Origin of the sequence: uncultured Roseovarius sp. (assembly GCF_947489715.1) — a bacterium.
Classification (GTDB): domain Bacteria; phylum Pseudomonadota; class Alphaproteobacteria; order Rhodobacterales; family Rhodobacteraceae; genus Roseovarius.
In genome coordinates, this window is record NZ_CANLER010000004.1 from 163,200 (window position 1) to 188,756 (window position 25,557).

General features: G+C 59.9%; 23 protein-coding genes. 19 read left to right on the plus strand and 4 right to left on the minus strand.

Annotated features, from left to right (window positions below; all coding sequences use genetic code 11):
* Positions 1-3: 3 nt before the first annotated feature.
* The 3 genes from Q1B27_RS12515 (at position 4) to Q1B27_RS12525 (ending at position 2,584) form a co-directional block, all read left to right on the plus strand.
* The gene (locus Q1B27_RS12515; protein ID WP_299848025.1) at positions 4-1,116 is read left to right on the plus strand and encodes an exo-alpha-sialidase; all 1,113 of its coding nucleotides are present in this window, start codon (positions 4-6) and stop codon (positions 1,114-1,116) included.
* Positions 1,113-1,664, plus strand: coding sequence for a hypothetical protein (locus Q1B27_RS12520; protein WP_299848027.1), 552 nt, complete (start codon positions 1,113-1,115; stop codon positions 1,662-1,664). The genes Q1B27_RS12515 and Q1B27_RS12520 overlap by 4 nt, the downstream gene beginning before the upstream one ends.
* 176 nt (positions 1,665-1,840) lie before the next feature.
* Positions 1,841-2,584, plus strand: a complete 744-nt coding sequence (locus tag Q1B27_RS12525) for an SDR family NAD(P)-dependent oxidoreductase (protein ID WP_299848029.1) — start codon at positions 1,841-1,843, stop codon at positions 2,582-2,584.
* Between the two features lie 448 nt (positions 2,585-3,032).
* Here Q1B27_RS12525 and Q1B27_RS12530 read toward each other — a convergent pair whose 3' ends face one another.
* Positions 3,033-4,295, minus strand: a complete 1,263-nt coding sequence (locus tag Q1B27_RS12530; RefSeq protein ID WP_299848031.1) for a glycerate kinase — start codon at positions 4,293-4,295, stop codon at positions 3,033-3,035.
* Positions 4,296-4,630: 335 nt separating this feature from the next.
* Here Q1B27_RS12530 and crcB point away from each other — a divergent pair, with 335 nt between their 5' ends.
* The 8 genes from crcB (at position 4,631) to Q1B27_RS12570 (ending at position 12,087) form a co-directional block, all read left to right on the plus strand.
* Complete coding sequence (gene crcB / locus Q1B27_RS12535; protein WP_299848328.1) at positions 4,631-5,008, plus strand: fluoride efflux transporter CrcB; 378 nt, start codon at positions 4,631-4,633, stop codon at positions 5,006-5,008.
* Positions 5,005-6,048 carry an RluA family pseudouridine synthase gene (locus Q1B27_RS12540; protein ID WP_299848032.1) on the plus strand — a complete coding sequence of 348 codons (1,044 nt, stop codon included), beginning with the start codon at positions 5,005-5,007 and terminating at the stop codon, positions 6,046-6,048. The genes crcB and Q1B27_RS12540 overlap by 4 nt, the downstream gene beginning before the upstream one ends.
* Complete coding sequence (locus Q1B27_RS12545; protein WP_299848034.1) at positions 6,045-6,731, plus strand: HAD-IA family hydrolase; 687 nt, start codon at positions 6,045-6,047, stop codon at positions 6,729-6,731. Before Q1B27_RS12540 ends, Q1B27_RS12545 begins: the two co-directional genes overlap by 4 nt.
* On the plus strand, positions 6,728-7,444 hold the full coding sequence (locus Q1B27_RS12550) for an ATP12 family chaperone protein (protein ID WP_299848035.1): 717 nt from the start codon (positions 6,728-6,730) through the stop codon (positions 7,442-7,444). The genes Q1B27_RS12545 and Q1B27_RS12550 overlap by 4 nt, the downstream gene beginning before the upstream one ends.
* 198 nt (positions 7,445-7,642) lie before the next feature.
* On the plus strand, positions 7,643-8,662 hold the full coding sequence (locus tag Q1B27_RS12555; protein WP_299848036.1) for an amino acid ABC transporter substrate-binding protein: 1,020 nt from the start codon (positions 7,643-7,645) through the stop codon (positions 8,660-8,662).
* A gap of 128 nt (positions 8,663-8,790) precedes the next feature.
* Complete coding sequence (locus tag Q1B27_RS12560; RefSeq protein ID WP_299848037.1) at positions 8,791-10,005, plus strand: ABC transporter permease subunit; 1,215 nt, start codon at positions 8,791-8,793, stop codon at positions 10,003-10,005.
* A gap of 3 nt (positions 10,006-10,008) precedes the next feature.
* Entirely contained in the window at positions 10,009-11,307 is a 1,299-nt protein-coding gene (locus Q1B27_RS12565) for an amino acid ABC transporter permease (protein ID WP_299848039.1), read from the plus strand.
* A 12-nt stretch (positions 11,308-11,319) separates the two neighbouring features.
* On the plus strand, positions 11,320-12,087 hold the full coding sequence (locus Q1B27_RS12570) for an amino acid ABC transporter ATP-binding protein (protein WP_299848040.1): 768 nt from the start codon (positions 11,320-11,322) through the stop codon (positions 12,085-12,087).
* A gap of 167 nt (positions 12,088-12,254) precedes the next feature.
* Here Q1B27_RS12570 and Q1B27_RS12575 read toward each other — a convergent pair whose 3' ends face one another.
* On the minus strand, positions 12,255-13,706 hold the full coding sequence (locus tag Q1B27_RS12575; RefSeq protein WP_299848042.1) for a sulfotransferase family protein: 1,452 nt from the start codon (positions 13,704-13,706) through the stop codon (positions 12,255-12,257).
* Between the two features lie 476 nt (positions 13,707-14,182).
* Between Q1B27_RS12575 and Q1B27_RS12580 the strand changes: the two genes are divergently transcribed.
* From Q1B27_RS12580 to Q1B27_RS12610, 7 genes are all read left to right on the plus strand, one after another.
* Positions 14,183-14,749, plus strand: coding sequence for a F0F1 ATP synthase subunit delta (locus tag Q1B27_RS12580; RefSeq protein ID WP_299848329.1), 567 nt, complete (start codon positions 14,183-14,185; stop codon positions 14,747-14,749).
* Positions 14,750-16,288 carry a F0F1 ATP synthase subunit alpha gene (gene atpA, locus Q1B27_RS12585; protein WP_299848043.1) on the plus strand — a complete coding sequence of 513 codons (1,539 nt, stop codon included), beginning with the start codon at positions 14,750-14,752 and terminating at the stop codon, positions 16,286-16,288.
* Between the two features lie 18 nt (positions 16,289-16,306).
* A complete protein-coding gene (locus tag Q1B27_RS12590; protein WP_299848045.1) occupies positions 16,307-17,182 on the plus strand; it encodes a F0F1 ATP synthase subunit gamma in 876 nt (291 codons plus the stop codon).
* Positions 17,183-17,200: 18 nt separating this feature from the next.
* Entirely contained in the window at positions 17,201-18,625 is a 1,425-nt protein-coding gene (gene atpD, locus Q1B27_RS12595; protein WP_299848048.1) for a F0F1 ATP synthase subunit beta, read from the plus strand.
* A 95-nt stretch (positions 18,626-18,720) separates the two neighbouring features.
* Complete coding sequence (locus Q1B27_RS12600) at positions 18,721-19,146, plus strand: F0F1 ATP synthase subunit epsilon (protein WP_299848051.1); 426 nt, start codon at positions 18,721-18,723, stop codon at positions 19,144-19,146.
* 144 nt (positions 19,147-19,290) lie between these two features.
* On the plus strand, positions 19,291-20,133 hold the full coding sequence (locus Q1B27_RS12605) for a VPLPA-CTERM sorting domain-containing protein (protein ID WP_299848055.1): 843 nt from the start codon (positions 19,291-19,293) through the stop codon (positions 20,131-20,133).
* A gap of 195 nt (positions 20,134-20,328) precedes the next feature.
* Positions 20,329-20,970 (plus strand): hypothetical protein, encoded by a 642-nt coding sequence (locus tag Q1B27_RS12610; protein WP_299848058.1) that lies wholly within the window; start codon positions 20,329-20,331, stop codon positions 20,968-20,970.
* A gap of 79 nt (positions 20,971-21,049) precedes the next feature.
* Here the strand turns inward: Q1B27_RS12610 and Q1B27_RS12615 are convergent, their stop codons facing one another.
* Positions 21,050-22,168, minus strand: coding sequence for a helix-turn-helix transcriptional regulator (locus Q1B27_RS12615; protein ID WP_299848059.1), 1,119 nt, complete (start codon positions 22,166-22,168; stop codon positions 21,050-21,052).
* Positions 22,169-22,348: 180 nt separating this feature from the next.
* Here Q1B27_RS12615 and Q1B27_RS12620 point away from each other — a divergent pair, with 180 nt between their 5' ends.
* Entirely contained in the window at positions 22,349-22,699 is a 351-nt protein-coding gene (locus Q1B27_RS12620; RefSeq protein ID WP_299848061.1) for an H-type lectin domain-containing protein, read from the plus strand.
* A gap of 15 nt (positions 22,700-22,714) precedes the next feature.
* On the opposite strand, the gene polA is transcribed toward Q1B27_RS12620, so the two are convergent.
* Positions 22,715-25,519, minus strand: a complete 2,805-nt coding sequence (gene polA, locus Q1B27_RS12625) for a DNA polymerase I (RefSeq protein WP_299848063.1) — start codon at positions 25,517-25,519, stop codon at positions 22,715-22,717.
* Positions 25,520-25,557 lie beyond the last annotated feature (38 nt).

Here is a 25,557-nt window from a genome sequence, read left to right on the forward strand (position 1 = left end):
GACATGCAAGTCGCCATTTTTGCTCTCGCGCTATTTAGCATCGGCCTCAGCGCCATTGCGATCACGCGCCATCAGCCGCTGAACTGGCGCTTTGCGGTGCCGGAAATACCGGCCATGCAGGTCGCGCCGAGCTTTGAGCGGATTTTTGACTATCGAGCGCCCACCGGGCAAGCCCATGCGCCGGGGATCGTGATTGCGGGCGATGGGTTTTCGCTGGTCTGGTTTGAGGGATCGGAGGAGGCGCAGGCGGATGTCGACATTCACGCAACGCATTTCACCCCGACAGAACAGGGCTGGAATATCTCGGACCCCGCGCCCTACGCCACGCGCGCCGGGTTGGGGGGTGCATTTACGCCGCGACAGCTTGTGGTTACCCTTGGCAATACGATCCAGAACGAAGCTGCGCCTGACGCGCTATATGCCACGGTCGTATCGGTTGGCGGCTGGGCGATGGCGTCGGTTGCGGATGTGCGCATGGGATCAGATGGCCCGGTTTCAGCACGCAAGCTGAACCTGTCGCCCCTGCTGGGGCGTTCGCATCTGGTGAAGTCGCCGATGGTTGAATATGCCGATGGCAGCTATGCCTTGCCCGCCTATTTCGAGATGGGCAGCGCCTATTCCCTGCTGGCCCGGCTGGATGCAGAAGGCCGCGTGGTAGACAGCCGCCGGATGCCGGCGAAAACCGTCAAGGCGATCCAGCCGATGATCGTGCCGCTGGATGCCAGCCGCGCAGTGGCCTTCCTGCGAGATTTTGACCCAAGCTGGAAGCTTTGGATCAGTCGCACGGAAGATGGCGGCCAAAGCTGGTCCGAGGTCGAAGCGACTGACGTTCCCAATTCCAGCGCCCCGGTGGCCGCGCTGTCGCTGGGCGGGGATCGGATCCTGGCGGTGATGAATGACGATGCCGAACGCCGCCACGAGCTGCGCCTGTCGGTGTCCGAAGATGCCGGCGCCACTTGGCGCATGATCCACCGGCTTGAGGATGATGCGGGCGATGCGCGCTACCCGATGCTGCGGCGGCTGGGTTCGGGTGACATTCTGCTGACCTTTTCCCACAGCACCAAGCGCGGCATTCGCGCCTATCTGCTGAATGACGCCTGGGTGGCGGCGCAATGATCGGCGTGCTGACCTATGCTTCGGTCGCGATCCTGCTGGGCTGGGTCGTCTATGCGCTCACTGGGCTATTCGCCACGGCCAAGGTTGCGTTGATCGCGGGCGGGGTGATCGGCGCGCTGAGCGTGATCCTGTTTCGCGACACTATCGTGGTTCGGGGATTTGTCGCGGTGTTGGGCCCTATCGGTATCATGCTGCCGCTTCTGGCGTTGCGGCACGCCGCCGCCGGGGCGGGGGTGGCAATCCCGTCCTTTGGCACGGTTGAATTGCTGCTTTTCCTGCTGGGCTACATGGTTTTCCTTGCCACGGCGATGGGGGTGATCCCGGTCGATCTTTATCGCTTTGGCTATGCGCCGGTGTCGGTGGCGATCATGGTGCTGGCGCTATGTGGTTATGGCGCGCTGACCGGCAATGTTTTCATCCCGCTGGTTGCGGTGTTGGGTCAGGCGCTTTGGGTCATGGGCTGGGGCAGCAGCAACTGGTTTGACCATGTGACCCATGCGCTTTTGGTGCCCATCCTCTTTGTTGTGCTAACCTTGCGACTTTTCTGACCGGCCAGCTGATCGCCGGGCGGGCGTCGCCGACAGGCTGAAAGGTGACGGGTTGTTTTTCCAGCGGTCGGGTGCCGATCTGTTGTAAACCGACCTACGCCTTGGTCCACGTCATATGGCCATTCGCGGTCAATGTGGATTATGGTGCCGGAAACCCCAGAACCGGAGGCCAGCACATGAAGACCGCTATCGTTACAGGGGCTGCCCGGGGCATCGGCCTGGCGACGACGCGCCAGTTTCTGGATCAGGGTTGGCGTGTGGTGATGATTGATCGGGATGCACCCGCCCTGGAGGATGCCGCCCTTGGCCTGATGCATGTCGATCCGGTGGTTTGCGATGTGTCGCAGCCGGATCAGGTGGCACAGGTGGCCGCCGATGTGACCAGCAATTGCGATAGCATCGACGCGCTGGTCAACAATGCCGGTGTCGCCGATTTCGGCCCGATCGAGGGCACCGATTTCGAGCAGTGGCGCACCGTGATGGCAACCAATCTTGACGGGGTTTTCCTGATGTCGCAGGCGTTGCGCGACGGGCTTTGTGCCGCCAGGGGGGCGATCGTCAACATCGCCTCGATTTCAGGCCTGCGCGCCAGCACGTTGCGCGTGGCCTATGGGACATCCAAGGCAGGCGTGATGCACCTGACACTGCAACAGGCGGTAGAGCTGGGCGAACACGGCGTGCGCGCCAATTGCGTCTGCCCCGGTCCTGTCGATACCAAGCTGGCGCTGGCGGTGCACACGCCCGATATCCGCGCCGCCTATCACGATGCGATCCCGCTTAACCGTTATGGCACCGAGGATGAGATCGCCGCGATGATCACCTTTCTCTGCTCGCCTGCCGCCAGTTTCGTCACCGGGCAGGTGATTGCCGTCGATGGCGGATTTCAAGCGACCGGCATCGGCCTGCCAGCGCTGCGCTGAGCCTCAGAAATCCACCTGTTTGCCGTCCAGCACCTTGAAATGCTCCAGCTTGTCGCCATTGACCCAGGCAAAGCCGTCATTGGTCATCATCACGACATAGGGCGTCCAACCGGTCTGCTCCCACCAGCTGTCATATTCATTCGTGTCTTCCTTGACCCGCCATTTGCCGCGGCTGGGTGGCGCGCCCTCGGCGACATAGACGGTAAAGCCGCTGGCATCGTAATATTGCTTGTAGGTCGAGCCCGACCAGGTGCCGACAATCGTATTGCCGGTCAGCAGTTACTGAATTTGCGCGGCGGTCGCCTGAACCACGCCGGGTGCCTCGCCTGCGACGGCGGGCAGTGCGACGGCGGCCAAGGTGACAAGGCTCATGAAAGTTCTGCGTAACATTGGTGCCTCCCTCACTGGTGCGGGTGACATCATCGCATCCGGGGCCGCGATTGGCGATTCACGTTTTGGCGGGGGTGATCAGAATGGCGCGGAAATCGTTTACATTGGTCAGTGTCGGCCCGGTCACGACCTGATCGCCGATCCGCCCGAAAAACCCATGCGCGTCGTTGCGCGCCAGAGCCTCGGCCGCATCAGCGCCTTTCGCCAGCGTATCGGGGCCGATCATCGCACCGGCCACCTCGGCGGCACCGTCCACGCCATCGGTGTCACAGGCAATCGCATGAATGCCCGCCGCGCCGTTCAGCGCCAGCGCCAGCGCCAGTGCAAATTCGGCATTGGGTCCGCCCACCCCGTCGCCGGTCCGGGTGACGGTCAGCTCTCCGCCCGAGAGCAGCAGTATCGGCGCGGCCTCCGGTGTCATTCCGGCCTGAAGGTTCAGCGCCTCTTTGGCCTGTGCGTGCGCGACCTCACGCGCTTCTCCTTCCAGCGCGTCGCCCAGCATCCGCACATCTATGCCATGGGCCCGTGCCAGTTCTGCCGCAGCTTCCAGCGATTGCACCGGAGCGGCATAGATCACGTTCTCAACGCGGCTTAGTCGTTCGCCATCTGGTGACAAGGGCGCGCCTCCGGCCTCAAGATAGGCTCGGACCGACGTCGGCGGGGTGACGCCCCACTTGTCCAGTGCGGCCAGTGCGCGGGCCGCATCGCCGCTGTCGCCAACAGTAGGCCCGCTGGCAATATCGCCGGGGTCGTCGCCGGGCACGTCCGAGATCATCAGCGCCAGCATCCGCGACGGGTAGGCGGCCGCGGCCAGCTTGCCGCCCTTGACGGCCGAAATCTGTTTGCGAATGCCGTTGATGGTGCCAATCGGCGCGCCGCTGGCCAGCAGGGCGTTGGTCAGGCCCTGCTTTTCTTCCAGGGTAATGTCGCCCGCTGGGGCCATCAGCAGGGCCGACCCGCCGCCGGAAATCAGCGCCAGGACAAAATCGTCGGGGCCGGTGCCATCAAGCAAGGCCAGCATCCGCCTTGTCGCCAGCATCCCGGCTTCGTCCGGCACAGGATGCGCGGCCTCGGCAATCTCGATGCCCTGACAGGGCCGCGCATAGCCATAGCGCGTGATCACCAGCCCCTCGCAAGGGCCATATTCTGCCTCGACAGCCTCGGCCATGCGCGCGCTGGCCTTGCCGGCCCCGACGACCACCAACCGACCCGTGGGCCGGGGAGGCAAGGCATGGCGCAGGCTGCGCATCGGGTCGGCCACCTCGACCGCGCGGTCGAAAAGCTGGCGCAGAAAGGGCAGGGGATCGGGCATTTGCGTCATTCCGTTCAGTCAGTTTGCGCCGACACTAGCGTCAAGATGGTTGCGGTAACAGTCCAATCCCGTCACTTGGTGCATCACTTGCGCAGGCTGTTCCCTTGCGGCGTTCGCGGGTGCTCACACATTTCAGTTTTGCGCTCAGGGCACGCAGCCCCTGGGGGACGTCCCCCAGCCCCCCGCGCCGCAAGGTTGTAGTTATTCTTTCACGTTGGCGGGGTGTGGTCCGAGGAAGACGCCGGAGGCGGATGACGAGATATGATGCGTGCGCGCATGCGCACTCAATCTGATAACAGCCCGCCAGCTTGACAAAACCCATGGGGCGCGCGACAGACGCGACCATGTTGATGAGCTTTCTGTCCGTGGCCCTTGGTGGCGCGATCGGGGCCTCCCTGCGGTTTGGCACGGGGGTTGTGATGTTGCGCTTGGCCGGTTCGGGCTTTCCACTGGCGATCCTGACGGTAAATGTGCTGGGCTCGTTCCTGATGGGGCTTTTCGTGGTTTATTCTTTCCAGCGCGGGGCAGAGCATCTGAACCTTTTTGTAATGACCGGTATCCTTGGTGGATTCACCACCTTTTCCGCCTTTTCGCTGGAAGCTTTCACGCTGTTTGAACGTGGTCAGTTCACGGCGGCGGCGCTTTACATCCTGCTGTCAGTCGCCGTTTCGATTGCGGCGTTGGTGCTGGGTGTATTCATTGCACGGATGGTCTGGGCATGAGCCGAGTTCAGACCCTTACGATTGCAGCCGAGGATGCCGATCAGCGGCTTGATCGCTGGCTGCGGCGCCAGTTCCCCCATCTGGGGCAGGGCCGGATCGAGAAGATGTGCCGCAAGGGAGAGTTGCGGGTCGATGGTGGCAGGGTCAAGCCCGCGACACGCCTCGCATCCGGGCAGCAGGTGCGTATCCCGCCGTTGCCCGATCCGAATGCCCCCAAACCAGATTACGGCAGCCGCGTCTCGGACGCTGACGCGACGCTGATCCGGTCCTGTGTGATCTACCGCGATGACCATGTGATTGCCCTCAACAAACCACCCGGCCTGCCGGTGCAGGGTGGATCGAAACAGGCGCGCCATGTCGACGGGTTATCAGAGGCGTTGCGGTTTGGCCTTGAGGAGAAACCTCGTCTTGTGCACCGGCTGGACAAGGATACCTCGGGCGTTCTTGTGCTGGCGCGCACCCGTCTTGCGGCCAAGGCTCTGACCGCCGCTTTCCGCCACCGCGCCACGCGCAAGATTTATTGGGCGGTTGTCGCCGGGGTGCCGATCCCGCGGCAGGGCACGATCCGTTACGGCCTGGTCAAGGCACCGGGTCACGGCGCGAAGGGGGAGGGCGAAAAGATGCTCTGCCTGCATCCGCGTGACATTGACGCCACGCCGGGTGCAAAACACGCCACGACCGACTACACCGTGCTGGAACCTGCTGGCAGCCGCACCGCCTGGATGGCATTGACCCCGATCACCGGGCGTACCCACCAGCTGCGCGCCCATATGGCCGAGATCGGTCATCCGATCATCGGCGACGGCAAATATGGCGGTTCGGGTCAGGAAAACCTTGGCGATGGCTGGGGCGCGCAACTGGGTGGCGATATCAGTCGCAAACTGCACCTGCATGCGCGGTCGTTGCACATCGAACACCCTGTTACCCGTGCCATCCTGCACCTGACCGCGCCGTTGCCCAAACACATGGCCCACACCTGGGACACGTTCCAATGGATACCGGGCGAGGCACCGGATGACCCGTTCGAGGATTGGGAATGAGTGCGCTCAGGCTGGCCGTTTTCGATATGGACGGCACCTTGATGGACAGTCAGGATTTCATCGTGCGGGCGATGGAGGGCGCTTTTACCGCCTTCAGCCTGCCGGCCCCGCCCCGCGCCAGGATCCTGTCGATTGTCGGTCTGTCACTTTACGAAGCTGTGGCGCGCCTGATCCCGGACCAAGCCGAAGATCTGATCGCGCAGGTGGCCGAGGCCTATAAAGCGTGCTTCATCGCGCAACGTGCGGAAACCGGTGGCGAGGCGAGCGCGCCGCTTTATCCCGGTGCTAAGGCCGTGCTTGAGACATTGGCTGCGCGGCCCGGGGTGGCGTTGGGTGTGGCCACGGGCAAGGCCCGACGCGGGCTGGATCATGCCTGTGCGGCGCATGACCTCGACCGGTTTTTCACCACCCGCCAGACCGCCGATCATCATCCGTCCAAGCCGCACCCGTCGATGGTGCTGAGCTGCCTTCAGGAAACCGGTGCCGCCGCAGCCAGCACGGTCATGATCGGGGACACCACATTTGACATTGAAATGGGGCGCGCCGCCGAGGTGCGCACCTTGGGCGTGACCTGGGGCTATCATGATGCCTCCGATCTGCGGGCCGCGGGCGCAGATATGCTGGTGGATGGCTTTGACGCCGTGCCGGGCGCCCTGGATGAATTGTGGGAGGGCAGCGCATGAGCAACTGGAAACTCAAACGCTTTTGGGATGCCGCTGCCGTGCGCCGGACAGAGCAGGGATTTGCGGTCGAGCTGGATGGTCGTCCGGTCAAGACCCCGGCCAAGACGACACTGATCGTGCCGACGCAGCCTTTGGCGAACCAGATCGCCGCCGAATGGAATGCCGCCGAGGGGCAGATCAACCCCGCTGATATGCCTTTCACCCGCTCGGCCAATGCGGCCATCGACAAAGTGACCCACCAACACGCCGAAGTCGCCGATATGCTGGCTGCCTATGGTGATGCCGACCTGACCTGTTACCGGGCCGACGGCCCGCAGGAACTGGTCACGCGCCAGGCCGAGGGGTGGGACCCGCTGCTGGACTGGGCCGACACCACGTTGGGCGCGCGCTTGCTGCCGGTACAGGGCGTCATTCACTCGCCACAGGATACAGGTGCGTTGCGGACGCTGGCCGATCAGGTGCATGCGCTTGATCCGTTTGCGCTAACGGCTTTTCATGATCTGGTCAGCCTTTCAGGGTCACTGGTTATCGGCTTCGCGGCACTTCACAACCTGCACCCGCCAGAGGCGCTTTGGCGGTTATCGCGCATTGATGAGCTCTGGCAGGAAGAGCAATGGGGCGAAGATGAAGAGGCGCAGGAAATGGCGGCCAGGAAAGAATCGGACTTTTTACACGCAAAAACGTTCTATAATCTTTCGTGCTCGCCTCACTGATGTCCTCCGGGATCGCTTCCCCAGGGTAAACTATACTGAATTGCCATGGTTTTTCGTGATCCAGGTCTTGACGTTTTGTGATGATTCTACACAAACTCGCGGGCACTGAGGGGTGAATGCCCCTGTTACAGTATCGCCCCGGCCCCTTTGTGGCCGTACGAACCGCCCCAAAGGGCGGACAATCAGGAAGAGGTAAAAATGAAAAAATCCGTATTTTTTGGTGCGCTGACTGTTGCTGGCCTTGCGGCTGGCGCTGCGGCTGCCGGTACGCTGGACGACGTTAAAGCGCGCGGCAAGCTGAACTGTGGCGTGACCACCGGCCTGGTCGGCTTTGCCGCACCGGACGCAAATGGTAAGTGGGAAGGCTTTGATGTTGGCGTATGCCGCGCGGTCGCCGCTGCTGTTCTGGGTGACGCAACCGCCGTCGAATTCGTGCCGACCACCGGCAAAACCCGTTTCACCGCGCTTGCATCGGGTGAGATCGACATGCTGGCCCGTAACACCACATGGACCTTCTCGCGCGACGTGGACCTCAAGTTCACTTTTGTTGGCGTGAACTACTATGATGGTCAGGGCTTCATGGTTCCCAAGGAACTGGGCGTAAGCTCGGCCAAGGAACTGGACGGCGCGACCGTCTGCATCCAGACCGGTACAACCACCGAGCTGAACCTCGCGGACTTCTTCCGCGCCAACAACATCAGCTACGAGCCGGTTCCGATTGAAACCAACGCTGAAGGTCAGCAACAGTACCTTGCCGGTGCGTGTGACACATACACCACCGACGCATCAGGTCTAGCTGCAACACGCGCCACGTTTGAAAACCCGGGCGACCATGTTCTGCTGCCCGAGATCATTTCGAAAGAGCCGCTGGGCCCGCTTGTGCGCCACGGCGACAACGAATGGGGTGACGTGGTTCGCTGGACCCTGAACGCGCTGATCACAGCCGAGGAGCTGGGTGTGACATCGACCAACATCGCTGAAATGAGCGCGGCACCCGGCAGCAACCCGGAAATCAACCGCCTGCTGGGTACCGAAGGTAACCTGGGCGAGATGCTGGGACTGTCGGCTGACTGGGCCAAGAACGCCATCATGGCGGGTGGCAACTATGGTGAGCTCTTTGAGCAGAACATCGGTGAAAGCACCTCGATCGGTCTGGCCCGTGGCCTGAACGCTCAGTGGACCGAAGGCGGCCTGATCTATTCACCGCCTTTCCGCTAAGAACCAAAAGGGCAAGGGCGCGGCATCGACCGCGCCCTTTTCCTATCCAACGAACAACACCTGAGTTTGCGACGAGCGGGGCATACCCCGCCGGATAGTCGCTCAGGGGCAATCAGGGATACGTCTTTATGACAACTATTACCGACCCTCCGAAGGAGTCGTTTCGGTTATCGCAACTTATTTACGATACCCGTTACCGTTCACTGACTTTTCAGGCCATTGCGGCCTTGGTTCTGGCCCTCTCGATCTGGTATCTGGGGAACAATCTGATCCAGAACCTGCGCGCCGCGGGCCTCAACATCTCGTTTGATTTTTTGGGTGATACGGCGAATTACGACATCAGCCAGCGCCTGATCGAATATGACAGCCAATCCTCGCACGCGCGGGCAGCTATTGTCGGCGTACTCAACACGCTTCTGGTTGCGGTTCTGGCCTGTATCACGGCCACAATATTCGGGGTGATCGCGGGTGTGCTGCGTCTGTCGAACAACTGGCTCGTGCGCAAGCTGATGGCCGTCTATGTCGAGATTTTCCGCAACATTCCGGTCCTGATATGGATCATCATAATCTTCACCATCATGACGGCCGTTCTGCCGGGGCCACGCGCCTTTCGCGGGGACGATGCAACCTCGTCGATGGTTCTGGGCTCTTTTGCCTTTACCAACCGCGGCATCTATATACCGGCGCCGATCTGGGGACCGGGCTCGATGGTTGTGGTCGCGACCTTCATCGCGTCGATTGTCGGCGTGTTCGCCTACCGGCGCTACACCACGAACCTGCTCTATGCGACTGGTCGTCTGTTGCCCGTGCTCTGGCCAAGCATCGCCATGCTGCTGCTGCCGACGCTTTTGGTGTTCGTCATCCTGGGCAAGCCGATTGGTCTGGATTTCCCCGAGCTCAAGGGGTTCAATTTTCAGGGCGGCATCAAGATCGGCGGCCCGCTGATCGCCCTATGGTTCGCCCTGTCGATCTATACCGGTGCCTTCATCGCGGAAAACGTCCGCGCGGGTATTCAGGCGGTTTCCAAAGGTCAGACCGAAGCGGCGTCGGCCCTTGGTCTGCGTCCCGGACGCGTGATGAACCTGGTGATCTTGCCGCAGGCGCTGCGGGTGATCATCCCGCCGCTGATTTCGCAATATCTCAACATTACCAAGAACTCGTCGCTGGCGATTGCCGTGGGCTATGCCGACATCACCGCAACGCTGGGCGGGATCACGTTGAACCAGACCGGGCGCGCGATTGAATGCGTATTGCTCCTGATGCTGTTCTATCTGACGATCTCACTGCTGATTTCAGCGTTCATGAACGTCTACAACTCGTCCATCAAGCTGAAGGAGCGCTGAGCCATGTCTGATACACATGCTGAATCTGTCGCGTTCGTTCGCGAAACCACAATACCAGAATCGCCACCCCCCGCGACAGAAAGGGGCGTTGTCAAATGGCTGCGCGAAAACCTGTTCGCAACGCCGGCCAACAGTGTCCTGACCATTGCCGCGCTCTATGTGATCTACCTGATCCTCGCATCGACCTTGCCGTGGATCTTCGGTGGCCTCTGGACAACAACCAGCCTGGCTGAATGCCGGGAGATCCTGCAGGGCAAGACCGGTGCCTGTTTCTCGGTGCTGACCGAGCGATGGAACCAGTTGCTCTATGGGTTCAAATACCCGGTCGAGGAATACTGGCGTCCAAACCTGGCTTTCCTGCTGCTGTTTATTGCCGCGGCACCGGTGCTGTTCTTTGATCTGCCCCGCAAACTGCTGATCTTCACCGGGCTTTATCCTTTCCTTGCCTATTGGCTGATCTGGGGCGGCAGTGCCCTTGTTCCGATCGTGGCCTTGCTGGGTATCCTGGGCGGCGCTCTGGTCTATCAGCGGTTCGTCAAGTCAAGCTTCGCGGCTGGCTTTTTCGGTGCTATCCTTGCAGCTTTCGTCATCTGGATCGTTGCCGGAATGATCATCCCGGAAAACGCGTCGGAGAATGCCATGCTGAGGGCGGTGCCCAGCCGTGATCTGGGGGGCTTCATGCTCAACATGATGCTGGGTGTTACCTGCGTGTCGTTGTCGCTTCCGATCGGGATTGCATTGGCCCTGGGCCGTCAATCCGACATGCCGCTGATCAAGTGGGTTTGCGTGATCTTCATCGAGTTCATCCGCGGCGTGCCGCTGATTACGCTGCTCTTCGTGGCCTCGGTGATGCTGTCGTATTTCTTCCCACCCGAAAGCACGGTGGACCTGTTCCTGCGCGTGGTGATCATGATCACCATGTTCTCCTCGGCCTACATCGCTGAGGTGATCCGGGGTGGCCTCGCTGCCCTGCCAAAGGGGCAGTATGAAGGGGCGGACTCGCTCGGTCTCGACTATCCGCAGGCGATGCAGCTGATTATCCTGCCACAGGCGCTCAAGATTTCCATCCCGGGGATCGTGAACGTGGCGGTGGGGCTTTTCAAGGACACCACGCTGGTTTCGGTCATTTCGATGTTCGACCTCGTGGGCATGATCCGCGGGCCTATCCTGGCATCGACCGAATGGAATGGCGTCTACTGGGAGCTTCTCGGCTTTGCCGCGCTTCTGTTCTTCGTCGTCTGCTACGGCATCTCTCAATACTCGCAATGGCTGGAACGCCGTCTTGCGACCGATCATCGATAAGGAGGCCTGGAAATGGCTGAGAACGCTCAAATGAAAGTGTCCGACGAAGTCGCAATCACCATTCAGAACATGAACAAGTGGTATGGCGCGTTCCACGTGCTGCGTGACATCAACCTGACCGTCTATCAGGGTGAACGGATCGTGATCTGCGGGCCTTCGGGTTCGGGCAAGTCCACGCTGATCCGGTGCATCAACGCGCTGGAGGAGCATCAGCAGGGTAAGATCGAGGTCGACGGCACGGTCTTGTCCAACGACCTCAAGAACATCGACAAGATCCGGTCCGAGGTTGGCATGTGCTTTCAGCACTTCAACCTGTTCCCGCATCTGACGATCCTTGAAAACTGCACGCTGGCCCCGATCTGGGTGCGCAAGACGCCCAAGAAAGAGGCCGAGGAAACAGCGATGCATTTCCTGGAAAAGGTCAAGATTCCGGAACAGGCCGACAAGTATCCCGGCCAGCTTTCGGGCGGGCAGCAGCAGCGCGTGGCGATTGCCCGCTCGCTCTGCATGAAGCCGCGGATTATGCTGTTTGACGAACCCACCTCGGCGCTTGACCCGGAGATGATCAAGGAGGTTCTGGATACAATGATCGAACTGGCCGAGGAAGGCATGACCATGCTCTGCGTGACCCACGAGATGGGCTTTGCCCGTCAGGTCGCTAACCGCGTGATCTTCATGGACCAGGGCCAGATCGTTGAGCAGAACGAACCCGAGGAGTTCTTCAACAATCCGAAGAGCGACCGGACCAAGCTGTTCCTAAGCCAGATCCTCGGTCACTGATCGGTCCAAGGCACACAATTTGGCCCCGCAGAGTGATCTGTGGGGCCTTTTTTATGGGGGCGGATTTGAAAGGCCTGCTGGGTCTGATCACCCTCTAGGGATCAAGCATTATGCCTGCGATCCGCTGAACCTCTGGGCGCGAACAACGCGTCCCTCGGAACATGCGATCACTTGGCCGCCTTAGCGCAAGCGGCGTCAGCGGCCTGCCAGTTTTCGATCCAGTTCCATCCTCCCAAAGCGTCAACCAGCGGCGCAAGCTCGGTCTCGTATCGTTTCCATTTCGCCAGTGCCGCGGTGTTGATTGGCGCACGGACCTGCATGACCGAGGCGGTTCTGACAATTTCGTCCCCCTGTTCCGGCGACAGGCAGACCGGGTCCCAGGGAAGGCCGACGTGATCGAGAAGGCCGCGAATTTGCGCTTCGGTATCGGTGACCAGTGCGCTGTAGGATTGCCTGCGCAATGCTGCGCCGATCTTGCCTTCATAATCCTCAAGCGAGGCATAGACCGCCCGGGTCAGATGGCCGATGGTGTCGAGTCGTTTTGAGAACGCATGCGTGGCATCGAAATTGGTCATGAAGTTGGACAGGCCAACATCCAGCGGGTGCCGCGACATGAAAATGAATTTCGCATCGGGCAGGATGGTTTTGGCAAACCCGATCTCGAAACAATTCAGCGGCAGTTTGTCGACGATGACAGGCGCCGGGGTTTGCGTGAACCCTTGCAAACTCAACTTGGTGTGAAGTGTCCGGCACTCGTCAATCTGTTGTGCGGTCAGCTTGGCCACCCAATCCCATCGTCCAGTCAGCCCGTGTTCCTTGGCAACCTGTTCCCGGCAAGCTGTCAGAACGGTTGGAAGGACCTGGCTTTCGCCAATGGAGTGCACATTTGTGTGGCGGCACAAAATGCGCTCAACCAATGTTGTCCCCGAGCGCGGCAGGCCGACGATAAAAGCAAAGCGGGGGGCGTCGGATGCCACTGGGGTCAGCGCGTCATTCCCGCCTTTGAACAGGTGCTTCTGATCGGCCACGCGTTGGTCAAACATTTCGGCATCATAGGCGCCGTCAACAAGCTGTTTGCTTCGTGCAAAGAAGCGAAAGGCGATCCGGTGATTGCCAGCGGCATCTTCAATGCGGCCAAGGGCGTTGAGGGCGGTTGCCTTGTCGGTCGGGTTCAATCCCTTGGACTCGGCCAGATTGCGGAGCGTTCTTGCCCGGTGGCTTTTGCGGTCGAAAACCTTGATCAGATTCAACGCGGCAAGGGCAGAGACGGATCGCGGCGTCAGTTTCAAAAGCTGGCTAAAGGCCTGTTCGGCGCTCTGCGTGTCGCCCACAGACAGGGTCATCGCGCCAAGCCTACCCCAGCCTGACGGATCGGTCGGCGAGATCTCGACGATTTGCCTGATCAGCTGAATTGACGTTTCCTGATCCCCAAGCCGCCAGTAGCAGATCGCCATATCATCCAGCAGCCTTGCATCGTTCGGAAAGAAGTCCTGAACTTTCAGCAGGATTTCCAGCGCGGGCTTGAACTCCTGACGCTGCAAGAAGGCATGTACGGGCTTTCTGACCACGTCATAAGTGCTTTCAGGAAGATCGTTTGCGAGGGCCTGGGAGGTTTTCATCTTTTTCTTCCGCGTGGTTCGATTTCAGCATGGTTATCGGTGCAATTCCCTAAAGACCGTTTAAGCGCCGCCGGAGAAATCAGCGCCGCGACCGGAGTTGTCGCTGATCTTTTGGTACCGCGAGCGTAGGCAGGAAATGGGCCGGATTGCGGGGTCTGATGGCTGGTAATTGCCTGTTAGCGGAAACGGCACCTCACGAAATGTGACGGTGATCACGCCAAGGAATCGCGGAAAATGTGAGATTCAGGCCCATAAATGAGACATCTAAAATGACACAAACGGTCGCATGTCTGGCAAGTATATGAAAACAAACAAATTTCGCATTTCAATGGGTTAATCTAAGCGGCTTGCGAGGTGCGCACGGCTCTGTTACACCCACGCCGAATTTCGGTGTTTTGTGAGAAAATCATCGTCAGGAAACGCCCCCGGAGGTGGACCACGCGCCACCCAGCAACCGGGGCCAAATTATCGGAAGGGTGGACGTGTCCGAACCAGCTTCGATTTCTTCCGGCATTGCCGCGCGCTATGCCACTGCTATTTTCGAGATTTCGAAAGAGGGCAAATCCCTCAAGAAGCTCGACGCCAATGTTACAGATCTTGCCCAGGCCATCGATGACAGCGCAGACCTGCGCGAGATGATTTCGAGCCCGGTGATTTCACGCAGCGCCCAAGGGGCCGCGATTGCCGAGATCGGTAAGAAGATGGGCCTTGAGAAAGCGCTGCAGAGCGGGCTTGGCCTGATGGCTGAAAAGCGCCGCCTCTTTGTGCTGCCACAGCTTGTCGCCCAACTTCGTGCGATGATCGCCGAGGACAAGGGCGAGATGACCGCGGACGTGACCAGCGCCAAGGCCCTGACCAAGGCGCAGTCCGACAAGCTGGCGAAAACGCTGAAGGCCCGCATGGGCAAAGACATAATAATCAATGCGACCGTTGATGAAAGCCTCATCGGCGGTCTTGTCGTTAAGGTGGGTTCGAAAATGATCGACACGTCGATCCGCTCGCGCCTGAATTCCCTCCAGAATGCAATGAAAGAGGTCGGATAAATGGGTATCCAAGCAGCAGAAATTTCTGCGATCCTGAAGGACCAGATCAAGAACTTCGGCGAAGAGGCCAAAGTGACCGAAGTAGGCCGTGTGCTGTCGGTTGGTGACGGTATCGCGCGTGTACACGGGCTGGACAATGTTCAGGCCGGTGAGCTGGTGGAATTCCCCGGCTCGATCATGGGCATGGCGCTGAACCTTGAAAGCGACAACGTTGGTGTTGTTATCTTCGGTTCCGACCGCGACATTAAAGAAGGCGACACCGTCAAGCGTACCAAGTCGATCGTGGACGTTCCAATCGGGGACGAACTGCTGGGTCGTGTTGTGGACGCTCTGGGCAACCCGCTGGATGGCAAGGGCCCGATCAAGACCAAGAAACGCGGCCTGGCCGACGTTAAGGCACCGGGCATCATCCCGCGTAAATCGGTACATGAACCGATGGCGACCGGCCTCAAATCGGTTGACGCGATGATCCCGATTGGCCGGGGCCAGCGCGAGCTGATCATTGGTGACCGCCAGACCGGCAAGACCGCCGTGGCGCTGGACACCATGCTGAACCAGAAATCCTATAACGAAGCTGCTGGCGACGACGAGTCGAAGAAGCTTTACTGTGTCTACGTTGCCGTCGGTCAGAAGCGGTCGACCGTGGCGCAGCTGGTGAAGAAGCTGGAAGAGGCCGGGTCGATGGAATATTCGATCGTTGTGGCCGCGACCGCGTCGGACCCCGCGCCGATGCAGTTCCTGGCGCCCTATTCGGCCACCGCGATTGCCGAGCATTTCCGCGACAATGGCCGCCACGCGCTGATCGTCTATGATGACCTGTCGAAACAGGCTGTGTCCTATCGTCAGATGTCGCTGCTGCTGCGTCGTCCGCCCGGTCGTGAAGCCTATCCGGGTGACGTTTTCTATCTCCACTCCCGCCTGCTGGAGCGTTCGGCTAAGCTGAACGAGGACAATGGTGGTGGATCGCTGACCGCGCTGCCGATCATTGAAACCCAGGGCGGCGACGTGTCGGCCTTTATTCCGACCAACGTGATTTCAATCACCGACGGCCAAATCTTCCTTGAAACCGAACTGTTCTACCAGGGCATCCGCCCGGCGGTGAACACCGGTCTCAGCGTTTCCCGTGTGGGTTCGTCGGCCCAGACCAATGCGATGAAATCCGTCGCCGGTCCGGTGAAACTGTCGCTGGCTCAGTACCGCGAGATGGCTGCCTTCGCGCAGTTCGGTTCGGACCTTGACGCCGCTACCCAGCAGTTGCTGGCGCGGGGTGCCCGTCTGACCGAGTTGATGAAACAGCCGCAGTATTCGCCTCTGACCAACGCAGAAATCGTCTGCATGATCTATGCCGGTGTGAACGGATATCTGGACAAGATCGACGTGAAACAGGTTGGTCGCTTCGAAGATGGTCTGCTGGCGCATCTGCGCGGCAAGCATCAGAAGCTTCTGGACATGATCACCAAGGACGATCCGAAGATCAAAGGCGACGCCGAAGATCAGATCAGGGCCGCGCTGGACGAATTCGCAGCCGACTTCGCTTAAGGGAAAGGACGAGGGCCTATGCCAAGTCTAAAGGACCTTAAAACAAGGATCGAGTCGGTCAAATCGACCCGCAAGATCACCAAGGCCATGCAGATGGTTGCCGCGGCGAAACTTCGCCGCGCGCAGGAAAAAGCCGAGATGTCGCGCCCCTATGCCGAACGGTTCAATGCCGTGATGGCCAAGCTGGCAGCGTCGGTCGGTTCATCTGAAAACGCACCCAAGCTGCTGAGCGGCACGGGTGGCGATCAGACCCATCTGCTGGTAGTGATGACCGCTGAACGCGGCCTTTGTGGCGGCTTCAACGGCAACATCGCCAAGCTGGCCAAGGCCGAGGCGCAAAAGCTGCTTGCCGCGGGCAAGACCGTGAAGATCATCACCGTGGGCAAGAAGGGCCGGGACGCGATCAAACGCGATCTGGGCGATCACTTCATCCACCATGTCGATCTGACCGAGGTCAAGAATGTGGGCTATGGCGACGCGCAGTCGATCGCCGCCGGCATTCTGGATCGGTTCGAGGCGGGTGAGTTTGACGTTGCCAAGATCTTCTATTCGAAGTTCGAGAACGTGGTCAGCCAGATCCCGACCATGCAAAAGGTGATCCCCGCCACGTTCGAGACCGAAGAAGGGGACGACGACAGTTCGTTCTACGACTTCGAACCCGATGAGCAGGCGATCCTGTCGGATCTGCTGCCGCGCGGTGTCGCCACGGCGATCTTCAGCGCGCTTCTGGAAAATGGCGCGTCGGAACAGGGTGCACGGATGTCCGCGATGGACAACGCCACACGCAACGCGGGCGAGATGATCGACAAGTTGACGATCCAGTTCAACCGTTCGCGTCAGGCCGTGATCACCAACGAGCTTATTGAAATCATTTCGGGCGCGGAAGCGCTCTAGAAGAACCGGAGACGAAAAATGGCAAACGCAAAAGGCAAAGTGACCCAGGTCATCGGCGCCGTGGTGGACGTTCAGTTCGACGAACACCTGCCCGAGATTTTGAACTCGCTGACGACCGATAACAACGGCAAGAACCTGATCCTGGAAGTGGCGCAGCACCTTGGTGAAAACACCGTTCGTGCCATCGCCATGGACGCGACCGAAGGTCTGGTGCGCGGTCAGGAAGTGACCGACAGCGGCCTGCCGATCCAGATGCCTGTGGGCAACGCCACTCTGGGCCGCATCCTGAACGTCGTGGGTGAGCCCGTGGACGAAAAAGGCCCGGTCAAGGCCAAGGAATACCGCGCGATCCACCAGGACGCGCCGGAATTCGCTGAACAGTCGACCGAATCCGAAGTGCTGGTGACCGGCATCAAGGTGGTTGACCTGCTGGCGCCTTACGCCAAGGGCGGCAAGATCGGCCTCTTTGGTGGTGCCGGCGTGGGCAAGACGGTTCTGATCATGGAACTGATCAACAACATCGCCAAAGTGCACTCGGGCTTCTCGGTTTTCGCCGGTGTGGGTGAACGGACCCGCGAAGGCAACGACCTTTACCACGAGATGATCGAATCCAACGTTATCAACCCCGATAACCTGGAAGAAAGCCAGGTGGCCCTGGTTTACGGTCAGATGAACGAACCTCCCGGAGCGCGGATGCGCGTTGCCCTGTCGGGTCTGACCCTGGCCGAGCAGTTCCGCGACCAGTCCGGGACCGACGTTCTGTTCTTCGTCGACAACATCTTCCGCTTCACCCAGGCCGGTTCCGAAGTGTCGGCCCTGCTGGGCCGGATCCCTTCCGCTGTGGGCTATCAGCCGACACTGGCCACCGACATGGGCGCGATGCAGGAACGCATCACCTCGACCAAGGCTGGTTCGATCACCTCGGTGCAAGCGGTTTACGTGCCTGCGGACGACCTTACCGACCCGGCGCCTGCGACCTCGTTCGCGCACCTTGACGCCACCACTGTTCTGTCGCGTGCGATTTCGGAACTGGGCATCTACCCGGCGGTGGACCCGCTCGATTCAACCTCGCGTCTGATGGACCCGGCGGTTGTGGGCGAGGAACACTATCAGGTGGCCCGTGACGTGCAGGGCATCCTGCAACGCTACAAGTCGCTGCAGGACATCATCGCCATTCTGGGCATGGACGAACTCAGCGAAGAGGACAAGCTGACCGTGGCCCGCGCCCGGAAGATCCAGCGCTTCCTCAGCCAGCCCTTCGACGTGGCCAAGGTGTTCACCGGGTCCGACGGCGTTCAGGTGCCGCTGGAAGAAACCATCGCGTCGTTTAAGGCCGTGGTTGCCGGCGAATACGATCACTTGCCCGAAGGCGCCTTCTACATGGTGGGCGGCATCGACGAGGTGAAAGCCAAAGCCGAGAAAATGGCCGCCGACGCAGCCTAAGCGGACGGTGGGGTGAAACCCCACCCTACGCAGATCTATGACCGAATGTAGGGTGGGGTTTCACCCCACCACACGTCCAAAACGGAGGCCGACAGATGGCTGACACAGTGCAATTCGATCTGGTTTCGCCCGAGCGTCTGCTGGCCTCGGTTGATGCCAAGGAAGTGCAGATCCCCGGTGCCGAAGGCGACATGACGGCGCTGCCCGATCACGCGCCGCTGATCACCACCCTGCGCCCCGGCGTGCTGAAGGTGACCAGCAACGAAGGCGAGGCGGAATATGTCGTAACCGGCGGCTTCGCCGAGATCAGCCCCAGCGGCATCTCGGTCTTGGCCGAACGTGCCGTGCCCAAGGGTGACATGACCCAGGACGAGTTCAAAGCGATGGTGACCGAGGCCAAAGAGAAACTCTCCAAGGCGCAGGAAACCTTCGTGAACGAGCCCGGCCCGGTCGACGATGCCGCCAAACTGCTGGCCGACATGGTCGCTATGGGTGGTGAAATCGGCCTGACTGCCGACTAAAGCGCGTACCCAACTAGTACGATTTCAACCTAAACGGTTGTGAAAAGGGGTCCACGGCCCCTTTTTTAGTCCAAATGGGTCATGCGCGGATTTTGTTAACCTTTATCATTTCCTGCTGAACGGATGTCAGAATTGGGGAATGTAATGCGTATTTCGGTATCATTGATTGTGGCGTTGGCCTTTTGCGCCTCAACCGCACACTCAGCAACATTTTACGCACGCAGTGGTGCAAGTGCCACCGCCGTGCATGACCCTGCGGATAACTTCAGCGTGATTAACGCCTCAGATAATGACCTCGTAAATTCTACGATTGCTCCGAACATCGGGGATTTGTCCGGTTCGGTTTCATCTTTGGCAACCGCCAGCGGGACGCTGGGGTCGTCTACGGGCAGAAGTTCAGCATCTGCAAATACACTGACAGGTGAGCTTAAGGTTCGTACAAGTGCCAACTGGACTGGTACTGGCGCAGCCAGCGGGGCGGCTGCGGACGCGGAAATACGAGAACTCTTCACTTTGAACGGCAGTGGTACATTCACCGCATATATGGCGCTGGATGCCAGTTGGAACCTTTCTGGAAATACCTGGGCGTTCCAGGCTGGCGTCGACACGAGTTTTGGGCGCGACATTGAGATTTTTGGAACCGGCGCTTCCAGCACACAAAGCTTCAACAACAGGATTTATTCTGTTTCCGGAAGCTTCTTCAATGTGGTCAACCGATCAGTGAGCATCAGGTGGTACGCGATTGCGCAACAGAATAATGCGACCGCAGGATTTATCGACGCATCCAACACCGCAACGATCTTTTTTGAAACCTCTGATGGTCTGACAGCAACGCCTTCTGTATCCAGTTTCCTGTCAAATGCGGTCTACCCCGACGATGTATCGGGTGGCACAGGCCCTGCCGCCGTGCCTCTGCCCGCATCCGGGCTGATGCTGGTCTCGCTTCTGGCCGGGTTGTTTGGATTGCGAACTCGGCGCCGGACCTAGTGCTGCAATTCCTCTGGACTGCATCGCTTGGGGGTAGGCTCCGAGCGATGGCGCCGCGTGCGAGAGATTTCACATATCCAACATCGAACTGGCTGAAAAACCGGCATTTCGGCTGAATTATAGTCCAAATGGGTCATGCGTGGCGTTTGTTAACTCTTAAACTCGATCCCAGTTAATTTAGGAACGGGGGAGAATATGTTCAAACAATTTCGATTGGCCGCAGCGGTATTGGTGGCCTCGGTCACGGCGGCGCAGGCGATTACGATAGAGGCGGGGAAATCCTATCTTGGTGATTATAGTTTTTCCGGCATTCAGCCGACGCCAAATCCCTGCTGCCCGATCATATCCATCGACACGCCAATCCGCGCACAGCAATACAACATCTTTTTTGGCGCAAACAGGCTGGATCAGGGCGAAACGATCACCCTGGATTTCACGGGCCGCGTCGCGCCACCACCGCCACCGACCCCGGATGCGTCAACCTCGAGTTTCACCAGTACAAACCCCCTCGGCACGACCTCGCTGGGGCTTGGCATTTCATCACTCTTCGACAATCTGTCCTCCGGTGTCATCCGGATTAGCGCCTCTGGCGGCTCGTTCGATCTGGATAAGCTGATCGTTTTCGCAAGTGTCAATGCCACGGTTCAGACCACGAATGGGCCAGTGGCGACAACCTTGCCCATTGAGGCTATGGTCACCAATTTCCGCCTGTTGTCACCCCCACCTCCGCCCCCGCCGCCCCCGAATGTGGTGCCGTTGCCGGCATCTGGCCTGATGTTGATATCGGTCTTGGCCGGGCTCTTTGGCTGGCGACACCGACAGTATCGCTCAATGTGATTTCAGCACTTTCTGGCCCGGTGACATAAACTCCCACCGGGTCAATTTTTGTGCAAAAGAGGCGCGGACTTCCTGCAAGTCATCTGATGATCCGGACGATCTGAGCCACCAGTTGCGTGCGGCTTGCTGATCCGGTCTTGGACAGCGCGGATTTGATCTGGTTACGGATCGTGTGAATAGACACGCTACGGCTTTCGGCAATCTCCGTCGGGGACGCACCTTGTGCCAGGGCCAGGCCAATTTCCGCCTCGGCCCGCGTCAGGCCAAGCTGGTCAGAAAGACGCCCTGCATCTTCTGCGTGGTCGGGCGTTGAAATGACCACCAGAAGGCTGGGCACCCGCATCCCCAAAAACAGCCTAAGATCCCAGCCATCCAGAATGTCGGGATCAAAGCGCGCCAGTCTAACGGTCCTCCCCCCGGGCAGGTCGAAATGCGCGCCAACATGCGGTCCGGTCCTAAGGCTGCGCAGCAGGGCCTGCAGGCGATTTTCGGCTTCGGGTTCGCAAAAATGGAACTTATCGCGCATGTCGCACCGGACGTCCTGCCCGTTCAGGATCAGCGCATCAGCCATCTTGTTGCGGAACGTGATCCGCCCGGTTTGCTCAAGCACCAGCAAGGCCGGGTCACCTTTGTCGGCACCTGCCAGCAGCGCGCGTTCCAATGCCCCGCTGGCAAGCATCTGACTGATCGCCCAGCTTTGGTTCAGGGCGGGCATCATCTGGCGCACGAGGTTGATCCAGCGATCTTCATCCCGATCCCGCATCGCGTTGGGTATGTTCGCCCCGAATAAACAGATCGCATCCCCGGTCTGGGCAAGAACACCCCCGCCACCCGCCCGCAGATCGCCCTGGGGCAGAACCCAGTCCGCATAGAATTCCGATTTCAGCAACACCTCTTCGGCACACATCTCCTGCGCATACAGAACCTCCCCGGCGGGGGCAGAGGTCAGCGCGGGTGCCCAGAGGTAGATCGTGTGATAGTGGCGCGCGAAAAGGTCCAGCCAATGCGCATCATACCCATGCGTGCAGGCTATCAACGGTTCATCCCGGCGCAGGTTCTGGGCCCAGATCTGGATGCAGGCACTGGGCACATGGGCGGACATCGCGGCAAGCACATCTGACCATCTATGCGGGTCCACCGCGGCGGAAAAAATCGCCGAGGTCAGCGATTGATAGTCATTTATTGATAGTTCGCGCATTTCCGTTTTTTCCCAAGAAAAGAGTGCCGCAGCGGAAAGCAACTTGTCAACATCGGCGTCGCAACCGTAGTGGCGCCTGTTTTCAAGGGGGGATCGCCGGTGAGCGATTTTCTTTTTTCTTTCTCAATTTCGCCGAAAAGTCATAGTAGAAGCAAAGACAACGTGTTTTGTGTGTGATTGATGAAAAAGTTCCTCAAACAGGCGATTGGTGTCGACCAGGGCGAAGATGTGCTGTTCTCGGACTATGAGGACGGTGGCGATATGTGGACGGGCAATGGCCCGCGCGAGCGTCGCCACGCCCTGACCTTCCGCGAGCCGTTCCGATCCCCCCCGATGGTGCATGTGGCCCTGTCGATGTGGGATATGGACAGCGCCACCAACGCGCGCGCCGATATCTCGGCCGAGAACATCACCGCGGACGGTTTTGACATGGTATTCCGCACCTGGGGCGACAGTCGCGTCGCCCGCGCCCGCGCCCGCTGGATGGCGATCGGTGAGGTCGCGCATGACGACGACTGGCAGCTTTATTAGCTTATTGAAACGGGGTCAGTGCGCCTCGGCCCAGTTCATGCCCTGTCCGGCGTCGACGATCAGCGGCACATCCAGATGCACGGCAGGGGCGGCGGCGCTTTCCATGACCGTGCGGGCGGCGTCGATCACCTGATCCGTCGCGTTTTCATCGGCCTCGAACAGCAATTCGTCATGCACCTGCAGCAGCATCTTGCAAGGCAGATCAGCGATGGCATCCGGCATCCGGATCATCGCCCGGCGGATAATATCGGCGGCGGTGCCTTGGATCGGCGCGTTGATCGCGGCACGTTTGGCGAACCCGGCATGGGGGCCCTTGGCGTTGATCTCGGGCGTGTGAATCTTGCGGCCAAAGAGGGTCTGGACATGGCCATGCTCCTTGGCGAATTTCACCGTGTCATCCATATAGGTGCGGATGCCGGGGAAACGTTCGAAATACCGGTCGATAAAGCCCTGCGCCTCGGACCGTGGGATACGCAGGTTGCGCGCCAGACCAAAGCCCGAAATGCCGTAGATCACCCCGAAATTGATCGCCTTGGCGCGGCGGCGCACCTCGGGTGTCATTTCGTCCAGCGGTACGTCGAACATTTCGCTGGCGGTCATGGCGTGGATATCAAGCCCGTCGGCAAAGGCCTGTTTCAGCGCCGGTATGTCGGCCACATGGGCCAGGATGCGCAGCTCGATCTGGGAATAGTCCAGCGATAGCAATGTGTTGCCCGGGGTGGCGATGAACGCCTCGCGGATGCGGCGGCCCTCTTCGGTGCGTACCGGAATGTTCTGCAGGTTCGGATCGGTCGAGGCAAGTCGCCCGGTGCTGGCGCCGGTCTGCACATAGGACGTATGCACGCGGGAGGTATCGGGATCGATGTGATCCTGCAACGCATCCGTGTAGGTGGATTTGAGTTTGCTGAGCTGCCGCCAGTCCAGTACTCGCGCGGGCAATTCATGCTCGGTGGCCAGGTCTTCGAGCACATCCGCGCCGGTGGCATAGGCACCGGTCTTGCCCTTCTTGCCGCCCTCGATGCCCATTTCGTCGAACAGGATTTCACCCAGTTGCTTGGGTGATCCGACGTTGAAGCTGCGCCCGGCAAGCTCGTGAATTTCCGCCTCCAGCCCGGCCATTTTCTGGGCAAAGGCGTTGGACATCCGGCTCAGCACCTCGCGATCGACCTTGATGCCGTTCATCTCCATCTGCGCCAGAACCGGCACCAGCGGGCGTTCCAGCGTCTCATAGACCGTGGTGACATGGGCGCGGTGCAACTGCGGCTTGAAGATATGCCAGAGGCGCAGTGTGATATCGGCATCCTCGGCGGCGTATTTCACCGCCTCATCCACCGGCACGCGGTCAAAGGTGATGGCGGATTTGCCAGTACCCAGCAGCGATTTGATCGGGATCGGCGAATGGCTCAGATAGCGTTCCGACAGCGTGTCCATGCCGTGATTATGGACGCCCGCGTTTAGCGCATAGGACATCAGCATGGTGTCATCGATGGGCGCGATATTGACGCCGTAACGGGCCAGTATCTTGGCGTCGTATTTCATGTTCTGACCGATCTTCAGGATCGCATCATCCTCGAAAACAGGTTTCAGCGCCTTCAGAACCTCATCGGTGTCCAACTGCCCCTCGGCCAGTGTGTCGGTGGCGAAAAGGTCGCTGCCGCCTTCGCCTTCCTTGTGGATCAGCGGGATATAACAGGCCTCACCCGGATCGACCGATAGGCAGATGCCCACCAGCTCGGCCTGCATTTCATTGAGCGAGGTGGTTTCGGTATCAACCGCCACATGGCCGACATAGGTGATCCGGTCGATCCATTTTTGCAGCGCGGTCATATCGCTGACCCGTTCGTATTTGTCGGGGTCGATGGCGGGCCATTCGGGCGCGGCGCTTTCCTCGGACGGGGCAGGGGTATCTTCGATCACCGGCGGTTCCGCGCCAAGCGCGTCGGCGATGCGTTTGCTGAGCGTGCGAAACTCCATTTCGGCCAGGAAACCCAGCAGCGTGTCGGGCTCGGGGTCCCTGACCTCCAGATCGTCCAGGGTGAAATCCAGCGGCGTGTTCAGGTCGAGCTGAACGAGCTTTTTCGACAGTTCGATCTGCGCGCGCTTTTCGATCAGGGTCTCGCGGCGCTTGGGCTGTTTGATCTCGTCGGCGCGGTCCAGCAGCGTTTCCAGATCGCCGAATTCGTTGATCAGCAGCGCCGCGGTCTTGATGCCAATGCCCGGCGCGCCGGGGACGTTATCGACGGAATCCCCCGCCAGCGCCTGCACATCGACCACACGGTCGGGGCCGACGCCGAATTTTTCCTCGACGCCCTCGGTGTCGATGCGCTTATTCTTCATTGCATCCAGCATCTCGACCCCGCCACCGACAAGCTGCATCAGGTCCTTATCGCTGCTGATGATGGTCACGCGGCCCCCGGCCTCGCGGGCCTGAACCGCAAGCGTGGCGATGATGTCGTCGGCCTCGAACCCTTCGACTTCCTTGCAGGCGATGTTGAACGCCTCGGTCGCGGTGCGGGTCAGCGGGATCTGCGGGCGCAAATCCTCGGGCATCGCCTCGCGATTGGCCTTGTATTCGGGGTAGAGATCATTGCGGAACGTGTGGCTGCCCTTGTCAAAGATCACCGCCACATGGGTGGGCGCATCGGGGCCGGCATTATCCTGCACGTATTTCTGCAGCATGTTGCAAAAGCCACTGACCGCGCCAATGGGCAGCCCGTCGGATTTGCGCGTCAGCGGTGGCAGGGCGTGGTAGGCGCGAAAGATAAAGGCTGAGCCGTCGATCAGATGCAGATGGCAGCCCTTGCCGAATTGCGTGTCCATGATGTGCCCCCGCGCGGTTTGTCCCTGTGGTTCGGGTT

Excerpts from the sequence above, each read along its gene's own strand:
- Q1B27_RS12525 (WP_299848029.1), top strand. The coding sequence starts at position 1,841 with ATGAAGACCGCTATCGTTACAGGGGCTGCCCGGGGCATCGGCCTGGCG.
- Q1B27_RS12565 (WP_299848039.1), top strand. The coding sequence starts at position 10,009 with ATGTCTGATACACATGCTGAATCTGTCGCGTTCGTTCGCGAAACCACA.
- atpA (WP_299848043.1), top strand. The coding sequence starts at position 14,750 with ATGGGTATCCAAGCAGCAGAAATTTCTGCGATCCTGAAGGACCAGATC.
- Q1B27_RS12600 (WP_299848051.1), top strand. The coding sequence starts at position 18,721 with ATGGCTGACACAGTGCAATTCGATCTGGTTTCGCCCGAGCGTCTGCTG.
- Q1B27_RS12540 (WP_299848032.1), top strand. The coding sequence starts at position 5,005 with ATGAGCCGAGTTCAGACCCTTACGATTGCAGCCGAGGATGCCGATCAG.
- atpD (WP_299848048.1), top strand. The coding sequence starts at position 17,201 with ATGGCAAACGCAAAAGGCAAAGTGACCCAGGTCATCGGCGCCGTGGTG.
- Q1B27_RS12620 (WP_299848061.1), top strand. The coding sequence starts at position 22,349 with ATGAAAAAGTTCCTCAAACAGGCGATTGGTGTCGACCAGGGCGAAGAT.
- Q1B27_RS12515 (WP_299848025.1), top strand. The coding sequence starts at position 4 with ATGCAAGTCGCCATTTTTGCTCTCGCGCTATTTAGCATCGGCCTCAGC.
- Q1B27_RS12520 (WP_299848027.1), top strand. The coding sequence starts at position 1,113 with ATGATCGGCGTGCTGACCTATGCTTCGGTCGCGATCCTGCTGGGCTGG.
- Q1B27_RS12590 (WP_299848045.1), top strand. The coding sequence starts at position 16,307 with ATGCCAAGTCTAAAGGACCTTAAAACAAGGATCGAGTCGGTCAAATCG.
- Q1B27_RS12530 (WP_299848031.1), bottom strand. The coding sequence starts at position 4,295 with ATGACGCAAATGCCCGATCCCCTGCCCTTTCTGCGCCAGCTTTTCGAC.
- Q1B27_RS12560 (WP_299848037.1), top strand. The coding sequence starts at position 8,791 with ATGACAACTATTACCGACCCTCCGAAGGAGTCGTTTCGGTTATCGCAA.
- Q1B27_RS12555 (WP_299848036.1), top strand. The coding sequence starts at position 7,643 with ATGAAAAAATCCGTATTTTTTGGTGCGCTGACTGTTGCTGGCCTTGCG.
- Q1B27_RS12605 (WP_299848055.1), top strand. The coding sequence starts at position 19,291 with ATGCGTATTTCGGTATCATTGATTGTGGCGTTGGCCTTTTGCGCCTCA.
- polA (WP_299848063.1), bottom strand. The coding sequence starts at position 25,519 with ATGGACACGCAATTCGGCAAGGGCTGCCATCTGCATCTGATCGACGGC.
- Q1B27_RS12610 (WP_299848058.1), top strand. The coding sequence starts at position 20,329 with ATGTTCAAACAATTTCGATTGGCCGCAGCGGTATTGGTGGCCTCGGTC.
- Q1B27_RS12545 (WP_299848034.1), top strand. The coding sequence starts at position 6,045 with ATGAGTGCGCTCAGGCTGGCCGTTTTCGATATGGACGGCACCTTGATG.
- Q1B27_RS12550 (WP_299848035.1), top strand. The coding sequence starts at position 6,728 with ATGAGCAACTGGAAACTCAAACGCTTTTGGGATGCCGCTGCCGTGCGC.
- Q1B27_RS12575 (WP_299848042.1), bottom strand. The coding sequence starts at position 13,706 with ATGAAAACCTCCCAGGCCCTCGCAAACGATCTTCCTGAAAGCACTTAT.
- Q1B27_RS12570 (WP_299848040.1), top strand. The coding sequence starts at position 11,320 with ATGGCTGAGAACGCTCAAATGAAAGTGTCCGACGAAGTCGCAATCACC.
- crcB (WP_299848328.1), top strand. The coding sequence starts at position 4,631 with ATGTTGATGAGCTTTCTGTCCGTGGCCCTTGGTGGCGCGATCGGGGCC.
- Q1B27_RS12615 (WP_299848059.1), bottom strand. The coding sequence starts at position 22,168 with ATGCGCGAACTATCAATAAATGACTATCAATCGCTGACCTCGGCGATT.